Source organism: Variovorax paradoxus (assembly GCF_000834655.1).
Classification (GTDB): Bacteria; Pseudomonadota; Gammaproteobacteria; order Burkholderiales; family Burkholderiaceae_C; genus Variovorax; species Variovorax paradoxus_F.
Genome location: NZ_JXQQ01000020.1, coordinates 33,175 through 56,626, shown reverse-complemented (window position 1 = coordinate 56,626; position 23,452 = coordinate 33,175). Strand labels below are relative to the sequence as shown.

General features: G+C 65.9%; 20 protein-coding genes. 10 read left to right on the top strand and 10 right to left on the bottom strand.

The features are described 5' to 3' along the window. Positions 1 to 77 precede the first annotated feature (77 nt). The gene (gene rpoD / locus RT97_RS09505; protein ID WP_042578534.1) at positions 78 to 2,414 is read right to left on the bottom strand and encodes an RNA polymerase sigma factor RpoD; all 2,337 of its coding nucleotides are present in this window, start codon (positions 2,412 to 2,414) and stop codon (positions 78 to 80) included. Between the two features lie 299 nt (positions 2,415 to 2,713). After that, on the bottom strand, positions 2,714 to 4,705 hold the full coding sequence (gene dnaG, locus RT97_RS09500) for a DNA primase (RefSeq protein WP_042578640.1): 1,992 nt from the start codon (positions 4,703 to 4,705) through the stop codon (positions 2,714 to 2,716). Positions 4,706 to 4,790: 85 nt separating this feature from the next. Between dnaG and RT97_RS09495 the strand changes: the two genes are divergently transcribed. Next, positions 4,791 to 5,744, top strand: coding sequence for a YihY/virulence factor BrkB family protein (locus tag RT97_RS09495; RefSeq protein WP_042578533.1), 954 nt, complete (start codon positions 4,791 to 4,793; stop codon positions 5,742 to 5,744). On the opposite strand, the gene RT97_RS09490 is transcribed toward RT97_RS09495, so the two are convergent. Together RT97_RS09490 and RT97_RS09485 are read right to left on the bottom strand one after the other, a co-directional pair. Beyond that, positions 5,692 to 6,450 carry a 3-hydroxyacyl-CoA dehydrogenase gene (locus RT97_RS09490; RefSeq protein ID WP_042578532.1) on the bottom strand — a complete coding sequence of 253 codons (759 nt, stop codon included), beginning with the start codon at positions 6,448 to 6,450 and terminating at the stop codon, positions 5,692 to 5,694. The two genes, RT97_RS09495 and RT97_RS09490, sit on opposite strands and share 53 nt — an antisense overlap. Before the next feature lie 232 nt (positions 6,451 to 6,682). Continuing rightward, positions 6,683 to 7,234 (bottom strand): phasin family protein, encoded by a 552-nt coding sequence (locus RT97_RS09485; protein ID WP_013540389.1) that lies wholly within the window; start codon positions 7,232 to 7,234, stop codon positions 6,683 to 6,685. A 169-nt stretch (positions 7,235 to 7,403) separates the two neighbouring features. Between RT97_RS09485 and RT97_RS09480 the strand changes: the two genes are divergently transcribed. Both RT97_RS09480 and RT97_RS09475 read left to right on the top strand, forming a co-directional pair. Then, on the top strand, positions 7,404 to 8,339 hold the full coding sequence (locus tag RT97_RS09480; protein ID WP_042578531.1) for a histone deacetylase family protein: 936 nt from the start codon (positions 7,404 to 7,406) through the stop codon (positions 8,337 to 8,339). Beyond that, positions 8,336 to 8,782, top strand: coding sequence for an acyl-CoA thioesterase (locus tag RT97_RS09475; RefSeq protein ID WP_042578530.1), 447 nt, complete (start codon positions 8,336 to 8,338; stop codon positions 8,780 to 8,782). The genes RT97_RS09480 and RT97_RS09475 overlap by 4 nt, the downstream gene beginning before the upstream one ends. Positions 8,783 to 8,858: 76 nt before the next feature. Here RT97_RS09475 and RT97_RS09470 read toward each other — a convergent pair whose 3' ends face one another. Continuing rightward, positions 8,859 to 9,266, bottom strand: a complete 408-nt coding sequence (locus RT97_RS09470) for a hypothetical protein (RefSeq protein WP_042578529.1) — start codon at positions 9,264 to 9,266, stop codon at positions 8,859 to 8,861. Positions 9,267 to 9,333: 67 nt separating this feature from the next. Beyond that, positions 9,334 to 9,567, bottom strand: a complete 234-nt coding sequence (locus tag RT97_RS09465) for a CsbD family protein (protein ID WP_042578528.1) — start codon at positions 9,565 to 9,567, stop codon at positions 9,334 to 9,336. Positions 9,568 to 9,748: 181 nt separating this feature from the next. Here RT97_RS09465 and pncB point away from each other — a divergent pair, with 181 nt between their 5' ends. The 6 genes from pncB (at position 9,749) to RT97_RS09435 (ending at position 16,727) form a co-directional block, all read left to right on the top strand. Continuing rightward, a complete protein-coding gene (pncB, locus tag RT97_RS09460; RefSeq protein WP_042578527.1) occupies positions 9,749 to 10,969 on the top strand; it encodes a nicotinate phosphoribosyltransferase in 1,221 nt (406 codons plus the stop codon). 26 nt (positions 10,970 to 10,995) lie between these two features. After that, positions 10,996 to 12,417, top strand: coding sequence for a sodium:proton antiporter (locus RT97_RS09455; protein WP_042578526.1), 1,422 nt, complete (start codon positions 10,996 to 10,998; stop codon positions 12,415 to 12,417). An 11-nt stretch (positions 12,418 to 12,428) separates the two neighbouring features. Beyond that, positions 12,429 to 13,415 (top strand): 2-hydroxyacid dehydrogenase, encoded by a 987-nt coding sequence (locus RT97_RS09450; RefSeq protein ID WP_042578525.1) that lies wholly within the window; start codon positions 12,429 to 12,431, stop codon positions 13,413 to 13,415. A 27-nt stretch (positions 13,416 to 13,442) separates the two neighbouring features. Then, positions 13,443 to 14,813 (top strand): DNA recombination protein RmuC, encoded by a 1,371-nt coding sequence (locus RT97_RS09445; RefSeq protein ID WP_042578639.1) that lies wholly within the window; start codon positions 13,443 to 13,445, stop codon positions 14,811 to 14,813. Next, entirely contained in the window at positions 14,810 to 15,973 is a 1,164-nt protein-coding gene (locus RT97_RS09440; protein ID WP_042578524.1) for an MFS transporter, read from the top strand. Before RT97_RS09445 ends, RT97_RS09440 begins: the two co-directional genes overlap by 4 nt. A gap of 109 nt (positions 15,974 to 16,082) precedes the next feature. Then, complete coding sequence (locus RT97_RS09435; protein ID WP_042578523.1) at positions 16,083 to 16,727, top strand: TetR/AcrR family transcriptional regulator; 645 nt, start codon at positions 16,083 to 16,085, stop codon at positions 16,725 to 16,727. A gap of 123 nt (positions 16,728 to 16,850) precedes the next feature. On the opposite strand, the gene RT97_RS09430 is transcribed toward RT97_RS09435, so the two are convergent. The 3 genes from RT97_RS09430 to earP form a co-directional block, all read right to left on the bottom strand. Then, positions 16,851 to 17,714, bottom strand: coding sequence for a TIGR00730 family Rossman fold protein (locus RT97_RS09430; protein WP_042578522.1), 864 nt, complete (start codon positions 17,712 to 17,714; stop codon positions 16,851 to 16,853). Positions 17,715 to 17,923: 209 nt separating this feature from the next. Then, positions 17,924 to 18,478 carry an elongation factor P gene (gene efp / locus RT97_RS09425; protein ID WP_007830687.1) on the bottom strand — a complete coding sequence of 185 codons (555 nt, stop codon included), beginning with the start codon at positions 18,476 to 18,478 and terminating at the stop codon, positions 17,924 to 17,926. A 175-nt stretch (positions 18,479 to 18,653) separates the two neighbouring features. Beyond that, a complete protein-coding gene (gene earP / locus RT97_RS09420) occupies positions 18,654 to 19,760 on the bottom strand; it encodes an elongation factor P maturation arginine rhamnosyltransferase EarP (RefSeq protein ID WP_042578521.1) in 1,107 nt (368 codons plus the stop codon). Between the two features lie 87 nt (positions 19,761 to 19,847). On the opposite strand from earP, the gene RT97_RS09415 reads away from it, so the two are divergent. Then, positions 19,848 to 21,299, top strand: a complete 1,452-nt coding sequence (locus RT97_RS09415; RefSeq protein ID WP_042578520.1) for a M20/M25/M40 family metallo-hydrolase — start codon at positions 19,848 to 19,850, stop codon at positions 21,297 to 21,299. A 38-nt stretch (positions 21,300 to 21,337) separates the two neighbouring features. Here RT97_RS09415 and ggt read toward each other — a convergent pair whose 3' ends face one another. Next, positions 21,338 to 23,410 carry a gamma-glutamyltransferase gene (ggt, locus tag RT97_RS09410; RefSeq protein WP_042578519.1) on the bottom strand — a complete coding sequence of 691 codons (2,073 nt, stop codon included), beginning with the start codon at positions 23,408 to 23,410 and terminating at the stop codon, positions 21,338 to 21,340. Positions 23,411 to 23,452: the final 42 nt, after the last annotated feature.

Below are 23,452 nucleotides of genomic sequence, written 5' to 3'. Positions count from 1 at the left end.
CCTGAACCGCGCGTGCGGTTCAGGGCCTTTTTTTCGGGCGATGCCGGCACCTCTGCGGGTGCCGGAAAACGCCAGCCTTACAGCGTGTCGATGAAGCTGCGCAGCTTGTCCGAACGCGACGGGTGCTTGAGCTTGCGCAGCGCCTTCGCCTCGATCTGGCGAATGCGCTCGCGGGTCACGTCGAACTGCTTGCCGACTTCTTCCAGCGTGTGGTCGGTCGACATCTCGATGCCGAAGCGCATGCGCAGCACCTTGGCTTCGCGCGGCGTGAGGGAGTCGAGGATGTCTTTCACCACGTCGCGAAGACCTGCCTGCATCGCGGCCTCGATGGGGGCCGTGTTGCTGCTGTCCTCGATGAAGTCGCCCAGGTGCGAATCGTCGTCGTCGCCGATGGGGGTTTCCATCGAGATCGGCTCCTTGGCGATCTTCATGATCTTGCGGATCTTGTCTTCCGGGATCTCCATCTTGGCGGCCAGGATGCCGGCGTCGGGCTCGAAGCCGAACTCCTGCAGATGCTGGCGCGAGATGCGGTTCATCTTGTTGATCGTCTCGATCATGTGCACCGGGATGCGGATGGTGCGGGCCTGGTCGGCGATCGAGCGGGTGATCGCCTGGCGAATCCACCACGTGGCGTACGTCGAGAATTTGTAGCCGCGACGGTATTCGAACTTGTCCACCGCCTTCATGAGGCCGATGTTGCCTTCCTGGATCAGGTCGAGGAACTGCAGGCCGCGGTTGGTGTACTTCTTGGCGATGGAGATCACGAGACGCAGGTTGGCCTCGATCATTTCCTTCTTGGCATCGCGCGAAGACGATTCGCCTTCGTTCATGCGCTTGTTGATGTCCTTCAACTGCGTGAGCGGCACCACCACGCGCGACTGGATGTCGGTCAGGCGCTGCTGCAGTTCCTGCACCGGCGGAATGTTGCGCGCGAGCACGGCGCTCCAGGGCTTGCCGGCGGCGGCCTGCTTCTCGACCCACTTGAGGTTCAGGAGGTTCGACGCGATGCGATTGCCGTTCTTGTCGTAGCCGCTGAAGTCGCGGATGAACTCGTCCTGCGGGAAGCCGCACTTGTCCACGATGATGCGGCGCAGTTCGCGTTCCTTCTTGCGAACGTCGTCCACCTGCGTGCGTACCAGGTCGCACAGCTTCTCGATGGTCTTGGCCGTGAAGCGGATGGTCATCAGCTCTTCGGACAGGGCCTCCTGGGCCTTGACGTACGCGGGCGTGCCGTAGCCTTCCTTGTCGTAGATCTTGTGGACCTTCTCGAACATGCCGGCGATGCGGTCGAAACGCTCCAGCGCGTCGCGCTTGAGTTCTTCGAGCTTCTTGGTGAGCGCCTTGGAGCCGCCCTTGCCGTCGTCGTCGTCTTCTTCGTCGAATTCGTCGAAGTCTTCTTCGGCCACGTAGTCGTCGGCCTCGTTGGGATTCGAGAAGCCGTCCACGATGGTGGAGATGACGACCTTGCCTTCGCGGATCTCGGCGGCCAGGCGCAGGATTTCGGCGATGGTGGCGGGAGAGGCCGAAATGGCTTCCATCATGGCCATCAGGCCGCCTTCGATGCGCTTGGCGATTTCGATTTCGCCTTCGCGCGTCAGCAGCTCGACCGTGCCCATTTCGCGCATGTACATGCGGACCGGGTCGGTGGTGCGGCCGAATTCGCTGTCCACCGTGGAGAGCGCCGCTTCGGCTTCTTCCTCGGCTTCTTCCACCGTGGTGGCGGTGGGCGCGGTGTTGTTCAGCAGCAGGGTTTCGGCGTCGGGCGTCTGCTCGTACACCGCCACGCCCATGTCGTTGAGCATGGTGACCACGACTTCCATGGTCTCGGCGTCGACCAGCTTGTCGGGCAGGTGGTCGGAAATTTCGCCGTGCGTGAGGTAGCCGCGGGTCTTGCCCAGCGTGATCAGGGTCTTCAGGCGCGAACGGCGCTTGGCCAGGTCTTCTTCGGAGAGCACGGTCTCGTCGAGGCCGAACTCCTTCATCAAGGCGCGTTCCTTCGCCTTGCTGATCTTCATGCGCAGCGGCTTGACCTTTTCTTCGGTGGTCGTGGCGACCGCCGGCTCGTCGCCGGCCAGGTCTTCCTCGATGTCCGACAGGTCGACATCGCTCTCGGGCGCGTCGTTGCCGGCCTTGGGCTTGCGGCCGCGCTTGGCGCCGGTGGCAGGTGCGGCGGCACCGGCAGCCTTGGGCGGACGGCCGACTTTCTTGGCAGCGGGAGCGGCGACTTTCTTGGGATCGTCGAGGGTGGTCGTTTTCGTGGGCACGGTTTTCACTTTCGTTGCGGGCGCCGATTTGGACGCGGCGGCACCCGTCTTAGATGCCGGCGTCTTGCCGGCTTTCAACGGTTTCTCTGCTACAGGCTTTTTGGCGACGCTTTTGGCAAGTGAAATAGCAGGCTTCTTTGAACTGGGCATACGACCTCGTTACGACAAGAATGGACAAGCGGAAATCACAGGCGCACTGCCATTCGGGCAGCGCCACCACAGCCCGCGCACAGGCACGGACATAAAACAATTGGGAACGAGGAATTAATTCCTCAGCAGACAAGATGTCGGGCGAACATTTGGTGTGCAGTCCTTGCGGTTATTGACCCTTTCCGCCGGAATTTACCGTTGGAGTGCGTTGCGCTAGGGGTCGGCCCGGAGGTGCTGCTGTCGCTCTTGTCTGATTTCGCCAGTTGCGAAGCCCTACATTATAGCGTATTGCACAAATTTCAAGCAGTTTCTGAACCGCGCGGACTCAGCCGGTTGCGCAATTCCAGCCGCCGTGCTTCGAGCGCCTTGTAGCGCTCCAGCGCTTTCGGGTCTTTTCCGACCGCGGCAATGGCTTCGCTTTGCTGGGCCTTGAGCCGGTCGTCGAGCATGAAGTCGAGCACGCTCGAAAGCTCCTTGGCCGCATCTGCGAGGTGCTCTTCTTCCTCGCCCTCGGGCACCGGCGCCGCATCGGCGACGTTCATGAGCCGCTCGGCGAGCGATTCGAAATCCAGCCCGCGCATGCCTTCTCGCAGCGCCGCCCAGGGCTGCACACCGTGCTCGTGCAACTGGCTGTCGAGCCATGTAAAGAGCGCCCCGTGCGTGCCGGGCAGGTCGCACAGCATGAGGTGCAGCTCGTGCGAGAGCGCATCCCATTGCGCCATGTTCGAGAGCAGCAGCCGCACCGCCACATCGGGCCGGCTCGGCGGCTTGCCGCGTCCGCGCAGCGGCTCGATGGGCTCTTCGAACTTGCCGCCCCAGCGCTTGCCCTTGACGAACTTGCGCGGCTTGCTATCGGTTTCATAGCGCGGCGCTTCGTACTCCATGGGCGGCGGCATGTCCGGGTAGTCCCCGCCGTCGCCGTTGGACTCGCTGTAGCGCGGTGCAGGCGGGGCGGCCGCCTTGCGCGGACCGGGCGTGGAGGCCCAGAGGTCCGAGAGCGCCGCTGCATCGAGCTGCACGAGCGTGGCGATCTCGCTGAGCAGTTGCCGCTTGAGCGCGCCATCGGGCATGGCGCTCCATAGCGGGCGCACGTTGCTCGTCATGTGGGCGCGGCCCTCGGCGGCGGTCAGGTCGCAGCCTTCGCGGGCAGCTTCGAGCATGAAGCGTGACAGCGGCGTGGCCTCGGTCACGAATCGGGCGAAGGCGTCCGCGCCGTGTTCGCGGATGAAGCTGTCGGGGTCATGCTCGGCCGGCAGGAAAAGGAACTTGATGCTGCGCACGTCGGTGGCATAGGGCAGGGCGCCGTCCAGGGCCTTGCGCGCGGCGCGTCGGCCGGCGGCGTCGCCGTCGAAGCTGAACACCACCGATTCGGTGAAGCGGAAGAGCTTCTGCACGTGCTCGGTCGTGCAGGCGGTGCCGAGCGTAGCCACCGCGTTCGGAAAACCGAGCTGGGCGAGGGCGACCACGTCCATGTAGCCCTCGGTGACGAGCGCATAGCCGCGGTCGCGGAAGGCGGCGCGCGCCTCGTAGAGGCCGTAGAGCTCGCGGCCCTTGCTGAAAACGGGCGTCTCGGGCGAATTCAGGTACTTGGGCTTTTCGTCGCCGAGCACGCGCCCGCCGAAGCCGATGCATTCGCCCTTGACGTTGCGGATCGGGAACATCACGCGGTCGCGGAAACGGTCGTAGCGCTTGGCTTCGCTCGCTTCCAGCTGGCCGTCCTCGGTGTTGACGATCACCAGGCCGCTCTCTGCGAGCAGCGGATCGTCGTAGTCGGGAAACACGCTGGCCAGCGCCCTCCATCCCGCGGGCGCATAGCCGATGCCGAATTGCTTGGCCACTTCGCCGGAGACGCCGCGGCCCTTGAGGTATTCGATGGCGCCGGGTGCCTGCCGCAGCGACTTGCGGTACGACTCGCCGGCTTTTTCGAGCACGTCGGTTAGCGTGGCCTGTTTTTGGCGCTGGCTGGCGGCGCGGGCGCGTTCGGCGGGGGAGGCGTCGTCTTCGGGCACCTGCAGGCCGTACTGGCCGGCCAGGTCGTGCACCGCCTCGACGAAGCCCATGCCCGCGTGTTCCATGAGAAAACCGATGGCGTTGCCATGCACCCCGCAGCCGAAGCAGTGATAGAACTGCTTGGTCGGGCTGACCGAGAAAGAGGGGGATTTCTCGCCGTGGAAGGGGCACAGCCCCATGAAATTGGCGCCGGCCTTCTTGAGCTGCACATAACGGCCGACGATCTCGACCACATCGGCGCGCGCGATGAGTTCCTGGATGAATGAAGCGGGGATGGTCATGTAGGCGAAGAGCGGCAAATCATACGCAAGCGGCCGGCCTCCCGCGGTGGGACGGCATACTGGTTGCGATCCGGATTCCCAACGCATGACGTCGCCCAACCCATTGCAACACGCCGCGCCGCTGCTGCGGCACCCGCTCCGATTCATCTGGGACGCGCTGAAGGCCTTTCGCGCCAACCAGGGGTTGCTGCTCGCGGGCGCGGTGGCTTATTACGCGTTGCTGTCCATCGTGCCGCTCCTGATCGTGAGCGTGATCGTGATCTCGCACATCATCGACCAGGCCGAGTTGCTGCGCACCATCGGACGGTATCTCGAATGGCTGTTGCCGGGGCAATCGAAGGCGATCGTGACCGAGCTGTCGAGCTTTCTCGACCATCGCGACGTGATGGGCCCGGTGCTGCTGGTGACGATGATCTTCTTCAGCTCGCTGGCCTTCAGCATCCTGGAGAGCGCCATGGCGGTGATCTTTCACCACCGAAAGGCCGACCACAAGCGCCACTTCCTGGTCTCGGTGGCCATGCCGTACATCTACATCCTGTGCCTGTGCGTGGGGCTGCTGCTGGTCACGCTGGTGTCGGGCGCGCTGCAGCTGGTGGGGCAGGAAAGCGTCGACCTGTTCGGGCGCAACTGGTCGCTCTCGGGCGTCTCGGGGCTGCTGCTGTACCTGCTGGGGCTGGGTGGCGAGATCTTCATGCTGACGTCGCTCTACCTCGTGATGCCCGCCGGCCGGATGTCGCTGCGCCACGCGCTGCTCGGCGGCATTACCGCCGCGCTGCTGTGGGAGGCGACGCGGCGGGTGCTGATCTGGTACTTCTCGACCCTGTCGCAGGTCAACGTGGTCTACGGCTCGCTCACCACGGCGATCGTGGTGCTGCTGAGCCTGGAGATCGCCGCCACGCTGGTGTTGCTGGGCGCCCAGGTGATCGCGCAGTACGAGCGGCTGGACCGCACGGGCAGCACCGCAGTTCCGCCCGCGGTTCCTGGCGTCAGCGTGGAGGGAGTCGAATCGCTCCGTCCAGACGAATCACCTCGCCGTTGAGCATGTCGTTCTCGATGATGTGCTTGGCGAGCTTGGCGTAGTCCTCGGGCGTGCCCAGGCGCGACGGGAAGGGCACGCTGGCCGCGAGCGCGTCCTGCACCTCCTGCGGCATGCCGAAGAGCATGGGCGTGCCGAAGATGCCGGGGGCGATGGTCATGTTGCGGATGCCGTTGCGCGCGAGGTCGCGGGCGATGGGGAGGGTCATGCCGACCACGCCGCCCTTGGAGGCGCTGTAGGCAGCCTGGCCGATCTGGCCGTCGTAGGCGGCGACCGAGGCGGTCGAGATCAGCACGCCGCGTTCGCCGGTGGCTTCTGGCTCGTTCTTGCTCATCGCGTCGGCCGCGAGGCGGATCATGTTGAAGCTGCCGATCAGGTTGACCGTGACGGTCTTGCTGAACACGGCCAGAGCGTGGGGGCCGTTCTTGCCCACGGTTTTCTCGGCCGGGGCAATGCCGGCGCAGTTCACGAGGCCAACCAGCTTGCCGAGCTTCGTGGCCGCTGCAACCGCGGCCTGGCCATCGGCTTCCTGGCTCACGTCGCACTTGACGAAGACACCGCCGATCTCCTTGGCGACGGCTTCGCCCTTTTCAGCCTGCATGTCGGCGATCACCACCTTGCCGCCATTGGCGGCCAGCATGCGCGCCGCGCCTTCGCCGAGGCCCGAAGCGCCACCGGTCACGATAAAAACCTTGCCGTCGATCTGCATTGAAGTCTCCTGAAGATAAGCCGGCCATTATCGAAGAGCTGGAAATGCGGGAACACCGAGGAACCGGCTTTGCCGGGCCTCAGGTGTTGCCCCCGGTAGGGAGAAGGAGCAGCGACACGTAGTGCGCGTAGCCTGGGAGCGAGCAACAGGCATAAAAAAAGGCCTCATCCGAAGATGAGGCCCTGAATTGGATCCGTGAGGACCCAAGGAGACAACTGGTGGTGGTCGGTGCTTAGCGCTTGCGCGAAGCGGTGGCCGTCTTGGCGGCGGCGACGGCTTGCGTCGACACGGCGTTGAAGTTGGCTTCGGCGACGTCGGAGGCTTGCTTGACAGCCTTCTGGACCGATTCGAATGCATTGTTGGCGGCAGCCACGGCGCTCTTGAGGACGGCGACGGCGGTTTCCGAACCGGCCGGTGCGTTCTTGGAAGCGCTGTCGACCAGGCCGACGAAGGCTTGCTGGGCTTCAGAGGCCTTGGCTTCGAAAGCCTTGGAGAATTCTGCGCCGGTGCCTTGGGCGATGTCGTACAGGTGACGGCTGTAGGCGGCGGTCTTTTCGGCCAGGGGCTGGAACAGGCTGGCTTGCAGCGTGAGCAGTTCTTGCGCGTCCTTGACGTTCAGGGCAGCTTGGGCGGTGCCGGCGGCTTCGGCCAGTGCAGCCTTCGAAGCGGTCACGTTCAGTTCGACGAGCTTCTCGACGCCTTCGAAAGCCTTGGTGGTCAGGCCGAACAGGGTTTCGAGGTTTGCTTTTTGGGCGGCGAGGATTTGGTCAGCGGTCAGGGCCATTTGGGATCTCCGAAAGGATGGTGGGCTATTCACGTTGCGCTGCGCCTCGTCGTCTTTGTTGCGGTGCAGCATGGCCTCAAGTATAGGCAGCTGAGTTTTGCGATCAAGGGGTTTTTGCTGCTCTGCAGCAATCTAGAGGCCGCCTTCTAAAACAGGCCCGCACCGCAAAATGCCAGGCATGCGCGCCTTCTATTCCGGCCAGTTCGTCTTGCCCCTGCCACCCGGGCATCGCTTCCCCATGTCGCGCTACGCATTGCTGCGCGACCGCCTCGAGGAGCACCTGCCCGCCGTCGAGACGGACCAGGCCCCCCGCGCCAGCGACGGCGAACTGGCCTTGGCCCACACCCCGCAGTGGATCGCCGCCATCAGCAACGGCAGCGTGAGCCCCCAGGCCATGCGCGAAATCGGCTTCCCCTGGAGCGAGGCGATGGTCGAGCGCTCGCGCCGCTCCACGGGCGCGACCATCGCCGCCTGCCGGGCGGCTTTCTCGGGGGGCATTGCCGCCAACATGGCCGGCGGCACGCACCACGCCTACGCCGACAAGGGCAGCGGCTTCTGCGTGTTCAACGATGCCGCGGTGGCGGCACGGCTGATGCAGGCCGAGCACGGCCGCACCTGCCGGCAACTCAAAGTGGCGGTGATCGACCTGGACGTCCACCAGGGCAACGGCACGGCAAGCATCTTTCGCAACGACCCGAGCGTCTTCACGCTGTCGATGCACGGCCAGAAGAACTTTCCGTTCCGAAAGGAAGCCAGCGACCTGGACGTCGAACTGCCCGACGGCTGCGGCGACGCCGACTACCTCACCGCGCTGGAGCACGCGCTGGACGAACTCAACCGCCGTTTCTCCCCGGGCCTCGTGATCTACCTCGCCGGCGCCGACCCCTTCGAGCGCGACCGCCTCGGCCGCCTGAAACTCAGCTTCGACGGCCTGGAGGCGCGAGACCGCCGCGTGTTCGACTGGACGTGGCAGCGCCGCATCCCCGTGGCCTTCGCCATGGCTGGCGGCTACGCCAGCGACATCGCGGAGACCGTGCAGGTGCAACTGGGCACTTTCCGGGTCGCCTTCGACTACTGGCGCCGCTGGCAAAATGCCGCGCGATGAGCTCCTCCGCCGCCAAACCCACCCCGAATTCCCGCAGCGGCTACCGCGCGTTCCGCAGCATCCCGACACGCTGGGCCGACAACGACATGTACGGCCACGTCAACAACGTCGTCTACTACAGCTGGTTCGATACGGCAGTGAACGCGCTTCTCATCGAACGCGGCGCGCTCGACATTCACCAGGGCCAGACCATCGGCTTCGTCGTCGAGACCCAGTGCAATTACTTCGCGCCGATCGCGTTCCCGCAGACGGTGGAAGCCGGTATCCGTGTGGCGCAGGCAGGGCGCTCGAGCGTGCGCTATGAAATCGCGCTGTTTGCCGAGGGCTCCGACACCGCGGCCGCGCAGGGCCACTTCGTTCATGTCTACGTGGACCGCGAGACGCAGCGGCCGGTGGCGTTGCCAGAGGCGCTGCAGCGCGTGGTCGACGCGCTGAAAGCCTGATCCACAAGAAAAACGACGCCCGAGGGCGCCGTTGTCTTTTGTATTGCGGCCGATCGACCGATCGAACCGCAGTGCCTTACATGGCCTTCTTCATGGCCTTGACTTCGGCCTTGCCCTGGGCTTCGTCAGCCTTGGCTTGCTTCTGGCAGGCATCCTTGGCCGCGCCGTTCTGGTCGTCGCACTTTTCCTTGGCGACTTCGTAGGTGGCCTTCACCTTTTCTTCAGCGACCTTGCGGGCGTTGCTATCGCTCGGCTTGTATTGCTGCTCCAGTTCAGCCTTGGCGACGTCTTCCTTGCCCTTGGCTTCCTTTTGGCAGACATCCTTTGCGTTGTCCTTTAGCGTGTCGCACTGGGCCTTGGCGACCTTGTAGTCGGCCTCGATCTTTTCCTTGGCGACCTTGTGTTCGTCACCGGTCATCGCACTGGCTTGCGTGGCGACGAAACAGGTAGAAGCGAGGGCGAGCATGAGCAGGTGTTTTTTCATTTGAGTTTTCCTTCGAGGTTGTTGAAATTCGGTTGTTTCCGGCCAGCCGGCGGCTGGCCGCTATTGATCAGTACTTCTCGTACCAGAGGGCATCGGGCGTGCGGCCGTCGCGCGCTTCCCAGTCCTTGACCTGCTTTTCGGCTTCGTCGCGGCTGATGCCGTGGCGTTCCTGGATGCGGCCGAGCAGCTGGTCGCGCTTGCCGGCGATGACGTCGAAGTCGTCGTCGGTGAGCTTGCCCCATTGCTCCTTGACCTTGCCCTTGAGTTGTTTCCAGTTGCCTTCGATGGTGTCCTTGTTCATTGCGAATCTCCTTGAGAGGTTGATTCGGCGGGCTCTGTCGCCGCCGTGAAAACAATGTCTCTTCATCGATTCGCCCTGCCGGTAGGACGTGCTGTTCAGCCCCCGTAGGCAGAGGCCGACGCTGCCCGTGATAATCGAGCGGACGCCGAAAAGTTTGAGACACCGCGCACCGACGACGACCATGATCATTCACAGCCTGCTCGACACCGACCTCTACAAGTTCACGATGATGCAGGTCGTCCTGCATCACTTCCCGGGCGCCCGGGTCGAGTACCGCTTCAAGTGCCGCAACCCTGGCGTCGACCTGGCGCAGTTCGCGGGCCAGATCCGCGACGAGGTGCGCAGCCTCTGTTCGCTGCAGTTCCGCGATGCGGAGCTGGCCTACCTGAGGTCCATGCGCTTCATCAAGAGCGACTTCGTCGACTTCCTCGGGCTCTTCCGGCTCAACGAGAAGTACATCAACATCATTCCCCAGCCCTCGGGCGAGCTCGAGATCCGCATCCAGGGGCCGTGGCTGCACACCATCCTGTTCGAGATCCCGGTGCTGGCCATCGTCAACGAGGTCTACTTCCGCAACACGCAGAAGAAGCCCGACTTCGAGGAAGGCCGCCGCCGCCTGGAGACCAAGATCGCCCAGCTGCAGGACGCCGGCCTCGCGGACCTGAAGATCGCCGACTACGGCACACGCCGCCGCTTCTCGAAAGACTGGCACGAAGAGGTCCTGCGCACCCTGAACTCGCGCCTGGGTGCCGTCACGCCGCCGCCGATGCAGGCCAAGCCGGGCGCCCGGCTGCCGCAGCTCGCGGGCACCAGCAACGTGCTGTACGCCATGAAGCTGGGCCTCATCCCGCTGGGCACCATGGCGCACGAATACCTTCAAGCCTGCCAGGCGCTCGGCCCGCGGCTGCGCGACAGCCAGATCTTCGGCTTCGAGAGCTGGGCGCGCGAATACCGCGGCGACCTGGGCATCGCGCTGTCCGACGTGTACGGCATGAGCGCGTTCCTGCGCGACTTCGACCTTTACTTCTGCAAGCTCTTCGACGGCGCCCGCCACGACAGCGGCGACCCGTTCCAGTGGGGCGAGCGCATGCTGGCGCACTACGTGGCGAACCGGGTCGATCCGCTCACAAAGACGCTGATCTTCAGCGACGGCCTCACGGTGCCGCGCACCATCGAGCTCTACCAGCAGTTCCGCGGCCGCTGCCAGCTGGCCTTCGGCATCGGCACCAACCTCACCAACGACCTGGGCTACGAGCCGCTGCAGATCGTCATCAAGATGATCCACTGCAACGGCCAGCCCGTGGCCAAGCTGTCGGACACGCCGTCCAAGAACATGTGCGAGGACGAAAAATACCTTGCGTACCTGCGCCAGGTGTTCGAGATCGAGCAGCCGGCCGCCTGACCTCGGTCTGGTACGGTACGGCACCCATGAACAGAACCCTTCGCCTCGCGGCAGCCGCGGCGCTGCCGCTGCTTTTTCCGGCGCTCGCTTCGGCTGCCGATTTCGATGGTGCCTCGCTTTCGCCGCTGTGGGGCGTGCCGTTCGCCGGCATCCTTCTGTCGATCGCTCTGCTGCCGCTGCTGGCCCCGTCGTTCTGGCACCACCATTACGGCAAGATTTCCACAGCCTGGGCGCTGGCCTTCCTGTTGCCCTTCGCCGCCATCTACGGCGCGCGTCTGGCGGGGGTGCAGCTGGTGCATGCGATGTTGGCCGAGTACATCCCGTTCATTATCCTGCTCACGGCGCTTTTCACCGTGGCGGGGGGCATCCACATTCGCGGCAACCTGCGCGGCGCGCCGGGGCTCAACACCGCGATCCTCGCGATCGGCGCTGTGCTCGCAAGCTTCATGGGAACCACCGGCGCCTCGATGCTGCTGATCCGCCCGCTCATCCGCGCTAACGACGACCGCGTGCACAAGGTGCATGTGATCGTGTTCTTCATCTTCATCGTCTCGAACGCGGGGGGGGCGCTCACGCCGCTGGGCGATCCGCCGCTGTTCCTCGGCTTCCTCAAGGGCGTGGGCTTCTTCTGGACCGCGCAGAACATCCTCTTCGAGACGCTCTTCATCCTGGCCGTGCTGCTGGGGCTGTTCTATGCCATCGACAGCCACTACTACCGCAAGGAAGGCGTGCTGCCGGTCGACCCGACGCCCACGACGCCCGAGACCCGGCGCGTGGGCTTCGACGGCGCCGCCAACTTCTGGCTGCTCGGCGGCGTGGTCGCGCTGGTCCTGCTCAGCGGCTTCTGGAAATCGCCGGTGAAGTTCGACGTGTTCGGCACCGAGGTGGGCCTGCCGGGCCTCGTGCGCGACCTGGGGCTGGTGCTGATCGCCATCGTCTCCTACAAGCTCACCGCACCCAAGGTCCACGCCGACAACCAGTTCGAATGGGAGCCCATGGCCGAGGTGGCCAAGCTCTTCGCGGGGATCTTCCTCACCATCATCCCGGTGATCGCGATGCTCAAGGCCGGCACTCAAGGCCCCTTCGGCGCCATCGTCTCGGCCGTGACGCGCGCCGATGGGCAGCCCGACCCGGCGATGTACTTCTGGGCCACCGGCGTGCTCAGCTCGTTCCTGGACAACGCGCCGACCTACCTCGTGTTCTTCAACACCGCGGGCGGGGACCCGGCCGCGCTCATGACCACCTACGCGAGCACGCTCGCCGCCATCTCGGCGGGCGCCGTCTTCATGGGCGCCAACACCTACATCGGCAACGCGCCCAATCTCATGGTCAAGGCCATCGCCGAGAGCCGCGGCGTGCGCATGCCGAGTTTCTTCGGCTACATGGCGTGGTCCGTGGCCATCCTGGTTCCGCTGTTCGTCCTTTCCACCGTCATCTTCTTCCGTTGAGTGCACACATCATGAACAAGCCCAAGATCCTGGTCGCGCGCGCGATCTTTCCCGAAACCATCGAGCGCCTGTCGCAGCATTTCGATGTCGAGTCGAACCAGTCCGACGAGAGCTGGAGCAAGGACCAGCTGATTGCCAGGCTCAAGGGCAAGCAGGGCGCCTTCACCACCGGCAGCGAGCGCATCGACGCCGCGGTGCTCGACGCGAACCCCGACCTGAAGATCTGCGCCAACATGGCCGTGGGCTACAACAACTTCGACGTCGACGCGATGGCCGCGCACGGCGTGCTCGGCACCAACGCGCCCGACGTGCTGACCGAGACCACGGCCGATTTCGGCTTCGCGCTGCTCATGGCCACGGCACGCCGCATCACCGAGAGCGAGCATTTCCTGCGCGCCGGCAAGTGGGAGAAGTGGAGCTACGACATGTTCGCGGGCTCCGACATCCACGGCGCCACGCTCGGCATCATCGGCATGGGCCGCATCGGGCAGGGCATCGCCAAGCGCGGCGCGCACGGCTTCGGCATGAAGGTGATCTATCACAACCGCTCGCGTCTCGATGCCACGCTCGAAGCCGACTGCAAGGCCAGCTACGTGAGCAAGGAAGAGCTGCTCAAGACCGCCGACCACGTCGTGCTGGTCGTGCCGTACTCACCCGCTTCGCACCACACCATCGGCGCCGCCGAGATCGCGCTGATGAAGCCGACCGCCACGCTGGTGAACATCGCGCGCGGCGGCATCGTCGACGACGCGGCGCTGGCCGTGGCACTGCGCGAGAAGCGCATCGCGGCGGCGGGCCTGGATGTGTTCGAGGGCGAGCCCAAGGTCCACCCCGACCTGCTGACCGTGCCCAATGTCGTGCTCACGCCGCACATCGCGAGTGCCACCGTGCCCACGCGCCGCGCGATGGCCGATCTCGCGGCCGACAACCTCATCGCTTACTTCAGCGGCAAGGGGCCGCTCACGCCCGTCACGCCCGTTCCCGCGCCCGCGAAGTAAACACCGGATTCATCGACCGCCTTGGAACTGACGGAATTGATTCTTCTCGCGCTGGCTGCGCTCGCGGCGGTCCAGCTCGTGCTGGTGATCTGGCTGCTCGCGCGCCGGCAGCCCAAGCCGGACCACGGCGAGATGCTGGCGGCGTTGGCCGCATTGGCCTCGGCCAACGAGCGGACCGAGCGCGAACTGCGCCGCGAGATCGGCGAAAACTCGCGCGGCATGCGTCAGGAAACCGCGCAGGCCTTCGCCACCTTCCAGCAGTCGCTGGTGCAGCAGGGGGCCGAGGCCACGCGCACGCAGAACGCACAGCTCGATGCCTTCGCGCTGCAGCTTGCATCGCTGCAGAAGTCGCTGGCCGACACGCTCAACACCCAGCTTCAGGGCCTGAGCGAATCGAACGCGCGCCGCCTGGCCGAGGTGCGCACGACGATGGAAACGCAGCTTGCGCAACTGCAGCAGAGCAACACCGCCAAGCTCGACGAGATGCGCAAGACCGTCGACGAGAAGCTGCAGAGCACGCTCGAGGCGCGCCTGGGCGAGAGCTTCAAGCAGGTGGCCGACCGGCTCGAGCAGGTGCACAAGGGCCTGGGCGAAATGCAGACGCTGGCCGTCGGCGTCGGCAGCCTGCAGCGCGTGCTGACCAACGTGAAGACGCGCGGCGTGTTCGGCGAGGTGCAGCTCGAGGCATTGCTCGAGCAGGTGCTCACGCCCGAGCAGTACGCCAAGCAGGTCGAGACCAAGCCGCGCAGCGGCCAGCGCGTAGATTTCGCGATCCGTTTTCCGGGCCGCGGCGACGACGGTGCGCCGGTCTGGCTGCCCATCGATGCCAAGTTCCCGCGCGACGACTACGAGCGCCTGATCGACGCGCACGAGCGCGCCGACGCGCCCGCCGCCGAACTCGCGGCCAAGGCGCTCGAAGCGCGCATCCGCCTGGAAGCCCGCTCGATCGCCGAGAACTACCTTGCTGCGCCGCACACCACCGATTTCGCGATTCTTTTCCTGCCGGTCGAGAGCCTCTACGCCGAGGTGCTGCGCCGGCCCGGGCTGATGGACGCCATCCAGCGCCAGCACCGCGTGACGCTGGCCGGCCCGACCACCTTGCTCGCCATGCTCAACAGCCTGCACATGGGCTTTCGCACGCTCGCACTGGAGCAGCAGGCCTCCGAGGTGTGGAAGGTGCTGGGCGCGGTCAAGACCGAGTTCGAGCGCTATGGCGAATGGGTCGCGCGCATCAAGGAGCAGGTGGCCAAGGCCTCCGACACGCTCGACAAGGCCGACACGCGCGCCAAGCAGATGCGCCTGGCGCTGCGCAAGGTCGAGGCGCTGCCCGAGGCACAGGCGCAGGTGCTGCTTCCTCCCTCCGCCAATACCGACTCCGAGGGCGACGACACCCCGTGAAAGGCTCCGAACTGCTGCGTGTGATCGGCGCCCAGGTCTGCCTGCACGCCACGATGGCCGGCATGCGGCTGGCCACGCCGCTGCTGGCGCTGCAGCAGGGCTACAGCGCAGCGGCGGTCGGCGTGCTGATCGCGCTGTTCGCGCTGACCCAGGTGTTCCTGGCGCTGCCGGCGGGGCGCTTCGCGGACCGGCATGGCTTCAAGCGGCCGCTCTGGTGGTCGGTGATCGCGGCTTCGGTGGGCGCGGGGCTCGTGCTGGTGTTTCCGATCTTTCCGGTCATGTGCATCGCGGCGCTGCTGACCGGCGGCTCCACGGGTGCCACCGTCATCGCCCTGCAGCGGCACGTGGGCCGCTCGGCCACCAATGCGACGCAGCTCAAGCGCGTGTTCAGCTGGCTGGCGATCGCGCCTGCGGTGGCCAATTTCGTCGGCCCCTTCCTGGCCGGCATGCTGATCGACCACGCCGGCCGCGCGCCCGCGGACATGCTGGCGTTTCGCGTCTGCTTCGCGGCAATGGCTTTCCTGCCGGTCCTCTGCTGGATGCTCGCGCGCGGTGCGTACGAGCCGCCGCGCACCGCACCGACGCCCGGCGCCGCGCCCACGCGCGCCTGGGACCTGCTGCGCGAGCCGATGTTCCGCCGCCTGCTGTTCGTGAACTGGCTGCAGTCGTCCAGCTGGGACGTGCACGCCTTCGTGCTGCCCGTGCTGGGCCACGACCGCGGCATCAGCGCCTCGGTGATCGGCTCGATCCTCGGCGCGTTCGCCATCGCGGCGGCCGCGATCCGCGTGGTGCTGCCGCTCATCGCCTCGCGCGCCTCCGAGCGCAGCGTGATCCTGAGCTCCACCATCGTCACCGCTTCCGTTTTCGCGGTCTACCCGCTGCTCGACTCCGCCCTGACCATGGGCGTGTGCTCGGTGATCCTGGGTTTCGCGCTCGGCGCGGTGCAGCCGATGGTGATGAGCATGCTGCACCAGATCACGCCGCACGCGCGGCACGGCGAGGCGCTGGGGCTGCGGCTCATGACCATCAATGCCTCGAGCGTGGCGATGCCGATGCTGTTCGGATCGCTGGGCGCCCTGATCGGCATTGCGGGCGTGTTCTGGGTCGTGGGCGGCGTGCTGGCGCTGGGCGCCCGGGCCACCTGGGGGCTGAAGCTCTAGGACGCCTTCAGGTGAAATCCACGTTCCGCACAAGCGCAATCCTTATCCGTTTGACTTTCAACTGACTCGAAGTCAGTATCGGCGCCTTCTTCAACGACCTGATGGCGTCATGGACACCCCGAACCCGGCTGCGACCGATCCGCGCCGCCGCACCAAAGCCCCCGAGACGCGCGCCGTCGCGCTGATGGACGCGGCCGAGCGTCTCTTCATCGCCAAGGGCATCGCCGCCACCAGCATCGACGACATCGCGGCCGGCGCGCAGGTGGCCAAGGGCACGTTCTATCTGTACTTTCCGTCGAAGGAGGCGATGCTCGGTGCGCTGCAGCAGCGCTTCGTCGACATCTTCTGCGAGCGCCTGCAGAACGCCATGGACCGCCATCGTCCCGACAACCATCACGCGCGCCTGAAGGCCTGGGTGGAGACGGGGCTGGAAACCTACCTGGACAACGTTGCCCTGCACGACGTGGTGTTCCATGAATACCGGCCCGAGAACCGGCGCATGCGCAACGACAACGCGGTCATCACGCAGCTCGTGGGCCTGCTCCAGCGGGGTGATGCGGCGGGGGTGTGGGAGGTCGAGGACGCGATGCTCACCGCAGTGATCCTCTTCAATGCGCTGCACGGCGTGGCCGACGACGCGGTGGCCATGGGCCCGGCCGGCGACCCCGTTGCCGACCGCCGCCGCCGCGCCCGCGCGCTCACACGGTTCTTCGAGCAGGCGCTGCACCCGGACGTGGTCGATCCCGACGTGTGAGTGTGAAGGAGCCGGCCGTACTCCTTCGTGGAACACCGAGGAACCGGCTTTGCCGGGCCTCAGGTGTTGCCCCCGGTAGGGGGTTGGCGAAGCGACACGAAGTGCGCTCGGCCTGGGGGCGGGCTACAACTTGTAGAAGCGCTTGATCGCGTCCCAGGCGTCGTCCGGCGCGTCGACGTACTCGAAGAGCTTCACGTCGCCGGGTGAAATCACGCCTTCGTCGACCAGGAAGTCGAAGTCGATCATCCGCTTCCAGTAGTCCGAGCCGAACAGAACGATCGGCACGGGCTTGGACTTTTTCGTCTGCACCAGCGTGATGACTTCGAACAGTTCGTCGAGCGTGCCGAAGCCGCCCGGGAACGCCACCAGCGCCTTCGCACGCATCATGAAATGCATCTTGCGGATCGCGAAGTAGTGGAACTTGAAGCTCAGCGCGGGGGTGACGTAGGGGTTGGCTTCTTCCTCCATCGGCAGTGCGATCGCAAGGCCCACCGAGAGGCCGCCGCCTTCGTGCGCGCCGCGGTTAGCCGCCTGCATGATGCCGGGGCCGCCGCCGGTGCAGACGAAGAGCTTGTCCTGCGGCTCCTTGTCGTTGCTGTATTGCGCGACCAGCTTGCCGAAGGCACGCGCCTTCTCGTAGTAGTGCGAGCTGCGCGCCAGGCGCCGCCAGCGCTCGGCCGCCACCGCATCGCCCGCGGCATCGGCCTGCGCGATCAGCGCGGCGGAGTCTTCCTCGCTGCGAAAGCGGGCGCTGCCGAAGACCACCACGGTGTTCTCGATCCCATGCGCGCGCTGCTCGACGTCGGGCTTCATCAGCTCCAGCTGCATGCGGATGCCACGCGTCTCTCGGCGCAGCAGGAATTCGGGATCGGCGAAGGCGATTCGCGAAGGATCGGGATCGAGCGGGAGGCCCTTGTCGGAATGGGCGCGGAGCGTGGCCCAGGCGTCGGCCAGGCGTTTGTCGTGAAGGTCGTGCGTGTTGTTCATGAAGGACTCGGACAGGAAGACCCGATGGATTGTGCAGCGTTGCAATCGCCATGCCCAAGAAACAGAAAAGGCCCCCGAAGGAGCCTTGACCATTCACCGAAAAAGAGGCTTTTCGGCAAACCCGAGGAACCGGCTTCGCGGGGCCTCAGGTGTTGCCCCCGCTAGGGGGTTGGCGAAGCGACACGAAGTGCGCGATGCCTGGGCGAACCTTAGACCCGCTTGCGGTATTCGCCGGTGCGCGTGTCGATTTCGATCTTGTCGCCTTGCGAGACGAAGAGCGGAACCGGCACTTCGAAGCCGGTGGCGATCTTGGCGGGCTTCAGGACCTTGCCCGAGGTGTCGCCCTTGACGGCCGGCTCGGTCCAGGTGATTTCGCGCTCGACGCTGGTGGGCAGTTCGACCGAGATGGCCTTGCCGTCGTAGAACACCACTTCGACGGCCATGCCGTCTTCCAGGTAGTTCAGGGCGTCGCCCATGTTCTCGGCTTCGACTTCGTACTGGTTGTAGTCGGCGTCCATGCAGACATACATCGGGTCGGCGAAGTAGGAGTAGGTGCAATCCTTCTTCTCGAGCACGATCTGGTCGATCTTGTCGTCGGCCTTGAAGACCACTTCGGTGTTGAAGTTGGCGATCAGGCTCTTCATCTTCATGCGCACGGTGGCGGAATTGCGGCCGCCGCGGCTGTATTCGGTCTTGAGGACGACCATCGGGTCCTTGCCGTGCATGATGACGTTGCCGGCGCGGATTTCTTGAGCGATTTTCATAACAGGTTCTCTGGATGTTGGCCGCTCGGTGCACGGGGCCTTCTCTCGACATCCGGCGGCATTCGAAACGCGTTTGCCGGTGTGTCTGGCCCCGCGGTACATGTCCCGCGGCAGGTTTGGCGGAGAGCATCTCGGGTCCTGACGACCCGGGCCGAAATCCGCAAAGCCCGCTATTTTAGCTTTTTTGGGCGATCAGATGCCGCAGTTGAGCGACCAGATCGTCCTGCGCGCGCAGCGTTTCACGCGCGGACTCTGCGGTTCGCCGCCACGGGCCCTGTGTTTCCAGGGGGGGCAGCGGGCTCGCGTCGAACCCGTTCCAGACGTGGTGAAAGCGCCTCAGCGAGGGAGGCGCGCCGAGCCAGTCGAGCCATGCGTTCAGCTTGGCATGGTGGGCGTCGTCGTCCTGCGGGTAGATCTGCCACACCAGCGGCGCGCCGGCCCAGAGGGCGCGCACGAGCGAATCCTCGCCCCGTACGAAATTCAGGTCGCAGGCCCAGAGCAGGTGGTCGAAATCAGGCTGCGTGAGATACGGGAGGTATGAAATCGATAGCGCGCCATGCCCGTGGGCGGCGCGGTTCCCGGCGTTTTCGCTCGCAAGATGCGCCTTCACGGCCTGCGTGGCGCGGCCCGCGGTCACCAGCAATCGAGTCGGCTCCTGGCCGTCGGCGAGCTGGGTCCACAGATCCGCCAGCGCGGAAGGCTCATAGCAGAAGAGCGATACCAGCCGTTCGCCCTCCCTCCATGGAATCTGCTGCGCCGCCAGCCATTGCGCACGGTCGAAGCGTGCTTGCCGCTCCAGCAGACCGGGCTCCCGCAGCAGCCCACCGGTCGCGGGCGTGAAGCCGGGATAGAAAAAACGCTTGGTCAACCCCGCGCCGGCCCCCTTGAACACCGGCGAGGGCAGCCCGTGCAGACGTTCGACGTACGGCTCGGCCGAGAGGTATTCGAGGTTGATCCACGGCCGGGGCCCGCAGGCGTTCGATGCTTCGGCAAACCGTGCGATCAGTTCCGGCGCGGGCTCGCAGCCGAAGGCCTCGATCAGCACGTCCGGCGCCGGCCCGGCCACGGCTTCGGTCACTGCCGCCGGGTCGAGCCAATCGATCACCTGTACGCCGTCGCAGCCCGCGGGCGCCATCCAGTGCAGCGCGGTCGCATCGTCGATCCACAGCCGCACGCGTTCGCCGAGCGCGGCCAGCTGAGAGGCCAGCCGCCAGCACACGCCCAGGTCGCCGTGGTTGTCGATGACCTGGCAGAAGATGTCCCATTGCTTGCGCGTTCCCATGGTCGCGAGTGTGCCTGTCCCGGGAGCCCGCTCGGGGTCCGGCTTGCTATGCTGGCCGCCACAACAACCACCGGAGAGAGAAAGACCATGAGGATGCAGACCCGTTCGCCGTTTCCCCATCGTTGCGCGAGAACCGTGCTCGCCTTGTCGCTGGCCTTGTGCGGCATCGCCGGCATGACCGGCGCGTCGGCCCAGACGAGCACCGCGCCGGCTTCGCTCACGCCACAGCAGCAGCGCTTTCACGACATCTACAAGGAGTTGATCGAGATCAACACCACCCACTCGACGGGTGACAACACGCTGGCCGCACGCGCCATGGAAAAGCGCCTGGTCGAATCGGGCTTCGCCCCCGGCGACATCCAGATCTTCGAACCCTTCCCGAAGAAGGGCAACCTGGTGCTGCGCTTCAAGGGCAACGGCAGCAAGAAGCCGCTGCTCCTGCTGGCCCACATCGACGTGGTCGAGGCGCGGCGCGAAGACTGGAAGACCGACCCTTTCAAGCTGCAAGAAACCGGCGGCTACTTCACCGCGCGCGGCTCCATCGACGACAAGGCGATGGCCTCGGCGCTGGTGTCGGTGCTCGGGCAGCTCAAGCAGGAGGGCTTCAAGCCCAGCCGCGACATCATCCTGGCGCTCACCGCCGACGAAGAGCGCGGCGATGCGCTGAGCAACGGCGCCTTCTGGCTCATCAGCAACAAGCCCGAGCTGCTGCAGGCCGAGTTCGGCATCAACGAGGGCGGTGGCGGCGAACTGCGCGGCGGCAAGCCGAACCTGCACCGCATGCAGGTGGCCGAGAAGATGTACACGACCTACATGCTGGAGGCGCGCGACGTGGGCGGCCACAGTTCGGTGCCGACGAAGAGCAACCCGATCTACGCGCTCTCGGCGGGCCTGGAGCGGCTGGGCAACTACGCCTTCCCGATCAAACTCGCGGACGTCACCAAGACCTACTTCTCGCGCAGCGCGCCCTTCGCCACCGGCCAGCTGGCCGACGACATGCGCGCCATCGGCACCGGCAACCCCGATGCCGGCGTGCTCGAGCGCATGACGGCCAACCCGGCCTACAACGCACAGCTGCGCACCACCTGCGTGGCGACGATGGTGCAGGCCGGCCATGCCGAGAACGCGCTGCCGCAATCGGCCAAGGCGACGGTCAACTGCCGCATCCTGCCCCACGACGATCCCGATGAAGTCGAGCGCCTGCTGACCCAGGCCGTGGGCAACGACAAGATCGTGGTGCGCAACATGGGCAAGCCGCTGCGCAGCCCGGCATCGCCCTTGAACGGCGACCTGGTGAAGACGGTGGAATCGCTCACGCAGCAGATGTGGCCCGGCGTGCCCGTGGTGCCCGCGATGAGCACCGGCGCCACCGACAGCCGGTTCCTGCGCAATGCCGGCATCCCGATGTATGGCGTGACCGGCATGTTCCTGGAGCCGGCCGATGCGCGCGCCCACGGGCTGGACGAGCGCATCGAGATCCAGCGCCTGTACGACGGCCGCGAGTTCCTGTACCGGCTGGTGTCGGAAGTCGCGAAGTAACCAGCGCGGGGCAGGCATCGCGCTCGCCCCTTCTTCCGTCAGGGCGTGAAGGTATCGCCCAGCACGATGCCTTCGCGCCGCGGGTCCGCGCCGCCGGTGAGCACCGGCTTGCCGCCGACGGTCGTTCGGATGATGGTGCTGATGCCGCTGGACTGCGGCCCGAACGCCACCGTGTGACCGAGTGCGCGCAGACCGGCGATCAGCGGGTCGTTGTTGCCAGAGTTCGACGTGTCGATCGCCGGATGCTCGCCGCCCACGTTGGTCGGCGAGACGGTGGAGTTGGGTGCCGGCGTGTTGTTGGCGCCGAAGTCCACCAGCGAGGTCGCCTGCTGCGCATCGAGCCCCCAGTCGAGCGCCCCGACCACGGTCTTGACCACGTACTGGATGATCGTGCCGCCACCCGGCGAACCGGTGCCCATCACGAACTCGCCCATGCTGCCGTCGCCGTTCTTCCTGAACACCATCGTGGGCGCCATCGTGCTGCGCGGGCGCTTGCCCGGGGCGACGCGGTTGGCGACCTTGATGCTCGGGTCCACGGTGTCGTTCGGGTTGGCCGCGAAGTCTGTCAGCTGGTTGTTCAGCATGAAGCCCTGCGTCATGTGGAACGAGCCGAGCGTGCTTTCGACGGTGGTCGTCATCGTCACGACGTTGCCCTGCTTGTCGACCACGGTGAAGTGCGTGGTGCCGTGCTCCTCGGTCTTGTCGATGCCCAGCGGTACGCTGCCCAGGTTGCCCGCTGCCGCCGTGCCCATGCTCTTGGACAGGCTGATGAGGCTCGCGCGCTGCTGCAGGTAGGGCTTGTTGAGCAGCGTGTCGGCCGAGCCGCCCGGCAGCGGCACGAAGTCGGTGTCGGCCACGTACTTGTCGCGGTCGGCGTAGGCCAGGCGCTCGGCCTCGCTCACCAGGTGCACGCCCATCACCGTCGGCTTGCCGCCTTCGATGTCGATGGCGGTGGGCTTGTAGAGGCTCAGGTTGAAGGTCTCCAGGATGCCCAGCGCCTGCACCACCGCGATGCCGCCCGAGGACGGCGGCGACATGCTGCACACGTAGTAGTCGCGGTAGGTGCCGCAGACCGGGTCGCGGCGCTTGGCCACGTAGTTGGCCATGTCGGCCATGGTCGTCACGCCGGGCGTGATGGCCGAGCCGTCGTTGGCCGCGGTCGTGACGGCGACCTTGTCGACGATGGCCTGCGCGATCGGGCCGGTGTAGAACGCGTTGGCGCCTTCGGTCGCGAGGGTGTTCAGCGTCTTCGCATAGGCCGGGTTCTTGAGCTTCGTGCCCAGCGCCTTGGGCGTGCCGTCGGCGTTGAAGAAGTAGGCCGTCGCCTCGGCATCGCGCTTGAGGCTCGCTTCCGACGAGGCGATCGCGGCGGCCATGCGGCCCCCGATCGAGAAGCCGTCCGATGCCAGCGTGATGCCGTAGCTGAAGAGGTCTTTCCACGGCAGTTTGCCGTGGTCCTTGTAGGCGATGTCGAGCATGCGCACCGCGCCGGGCGTGCCGATCGAGCGGCCGCTGGCACGGGCGCTGGGCTTGGGCAGCCCGCTGGCCGAATCGGTCTGCACGGCGTAGCGCAGGTAGTTCTCGGTGGCGGCGGCCGGCGCCATCTCGCGCCCGTCGTAGGCCTGCACCTTCTTCGTCGCCGCGTCGTAGTGCAGCATGAACGCACCGCCGCCCAGGCCGCTCGATTGCGGCTCGACCAGGCCGAGCACGGCCTGCACCGCCACCGCCGCGTCGACTGCGCTGCCGCCGGCCTTGAGCACGTCGCAGCCCGCGCGGGTGGCCAGCGGATGGTTGGCCACCACCATGTAGTTCTTCGCGTAGACGAGTTTGTGGCCGAGCACGTAGCCCGAGGCGGGCTCGGGCGCAGCAGGGTCGCCCGGATCGCCGGACCCCACCACCACCGGCGTGCCGCTGTCGCCGATCAGGCAGCCCTTGTCGACCGGTGGCGGGGCTGGCGGTTGGTTGTTGGCCGCGTTGATGGCGGCGATCGCGGCGATGAGCGCCGCGTTGTCCTGGCCGCCGCCACCGCCGCCGCCGCAGCCGGCCACGGTCAATGCAAGCGCCAGGGGCGGGAGCGCCCGCCAAGCGCGCGCCTGGATCTTCTTTGTCATGGAATCTTCCCGGGTAGTTTTGGTGAAAAAGACACGGGCGCT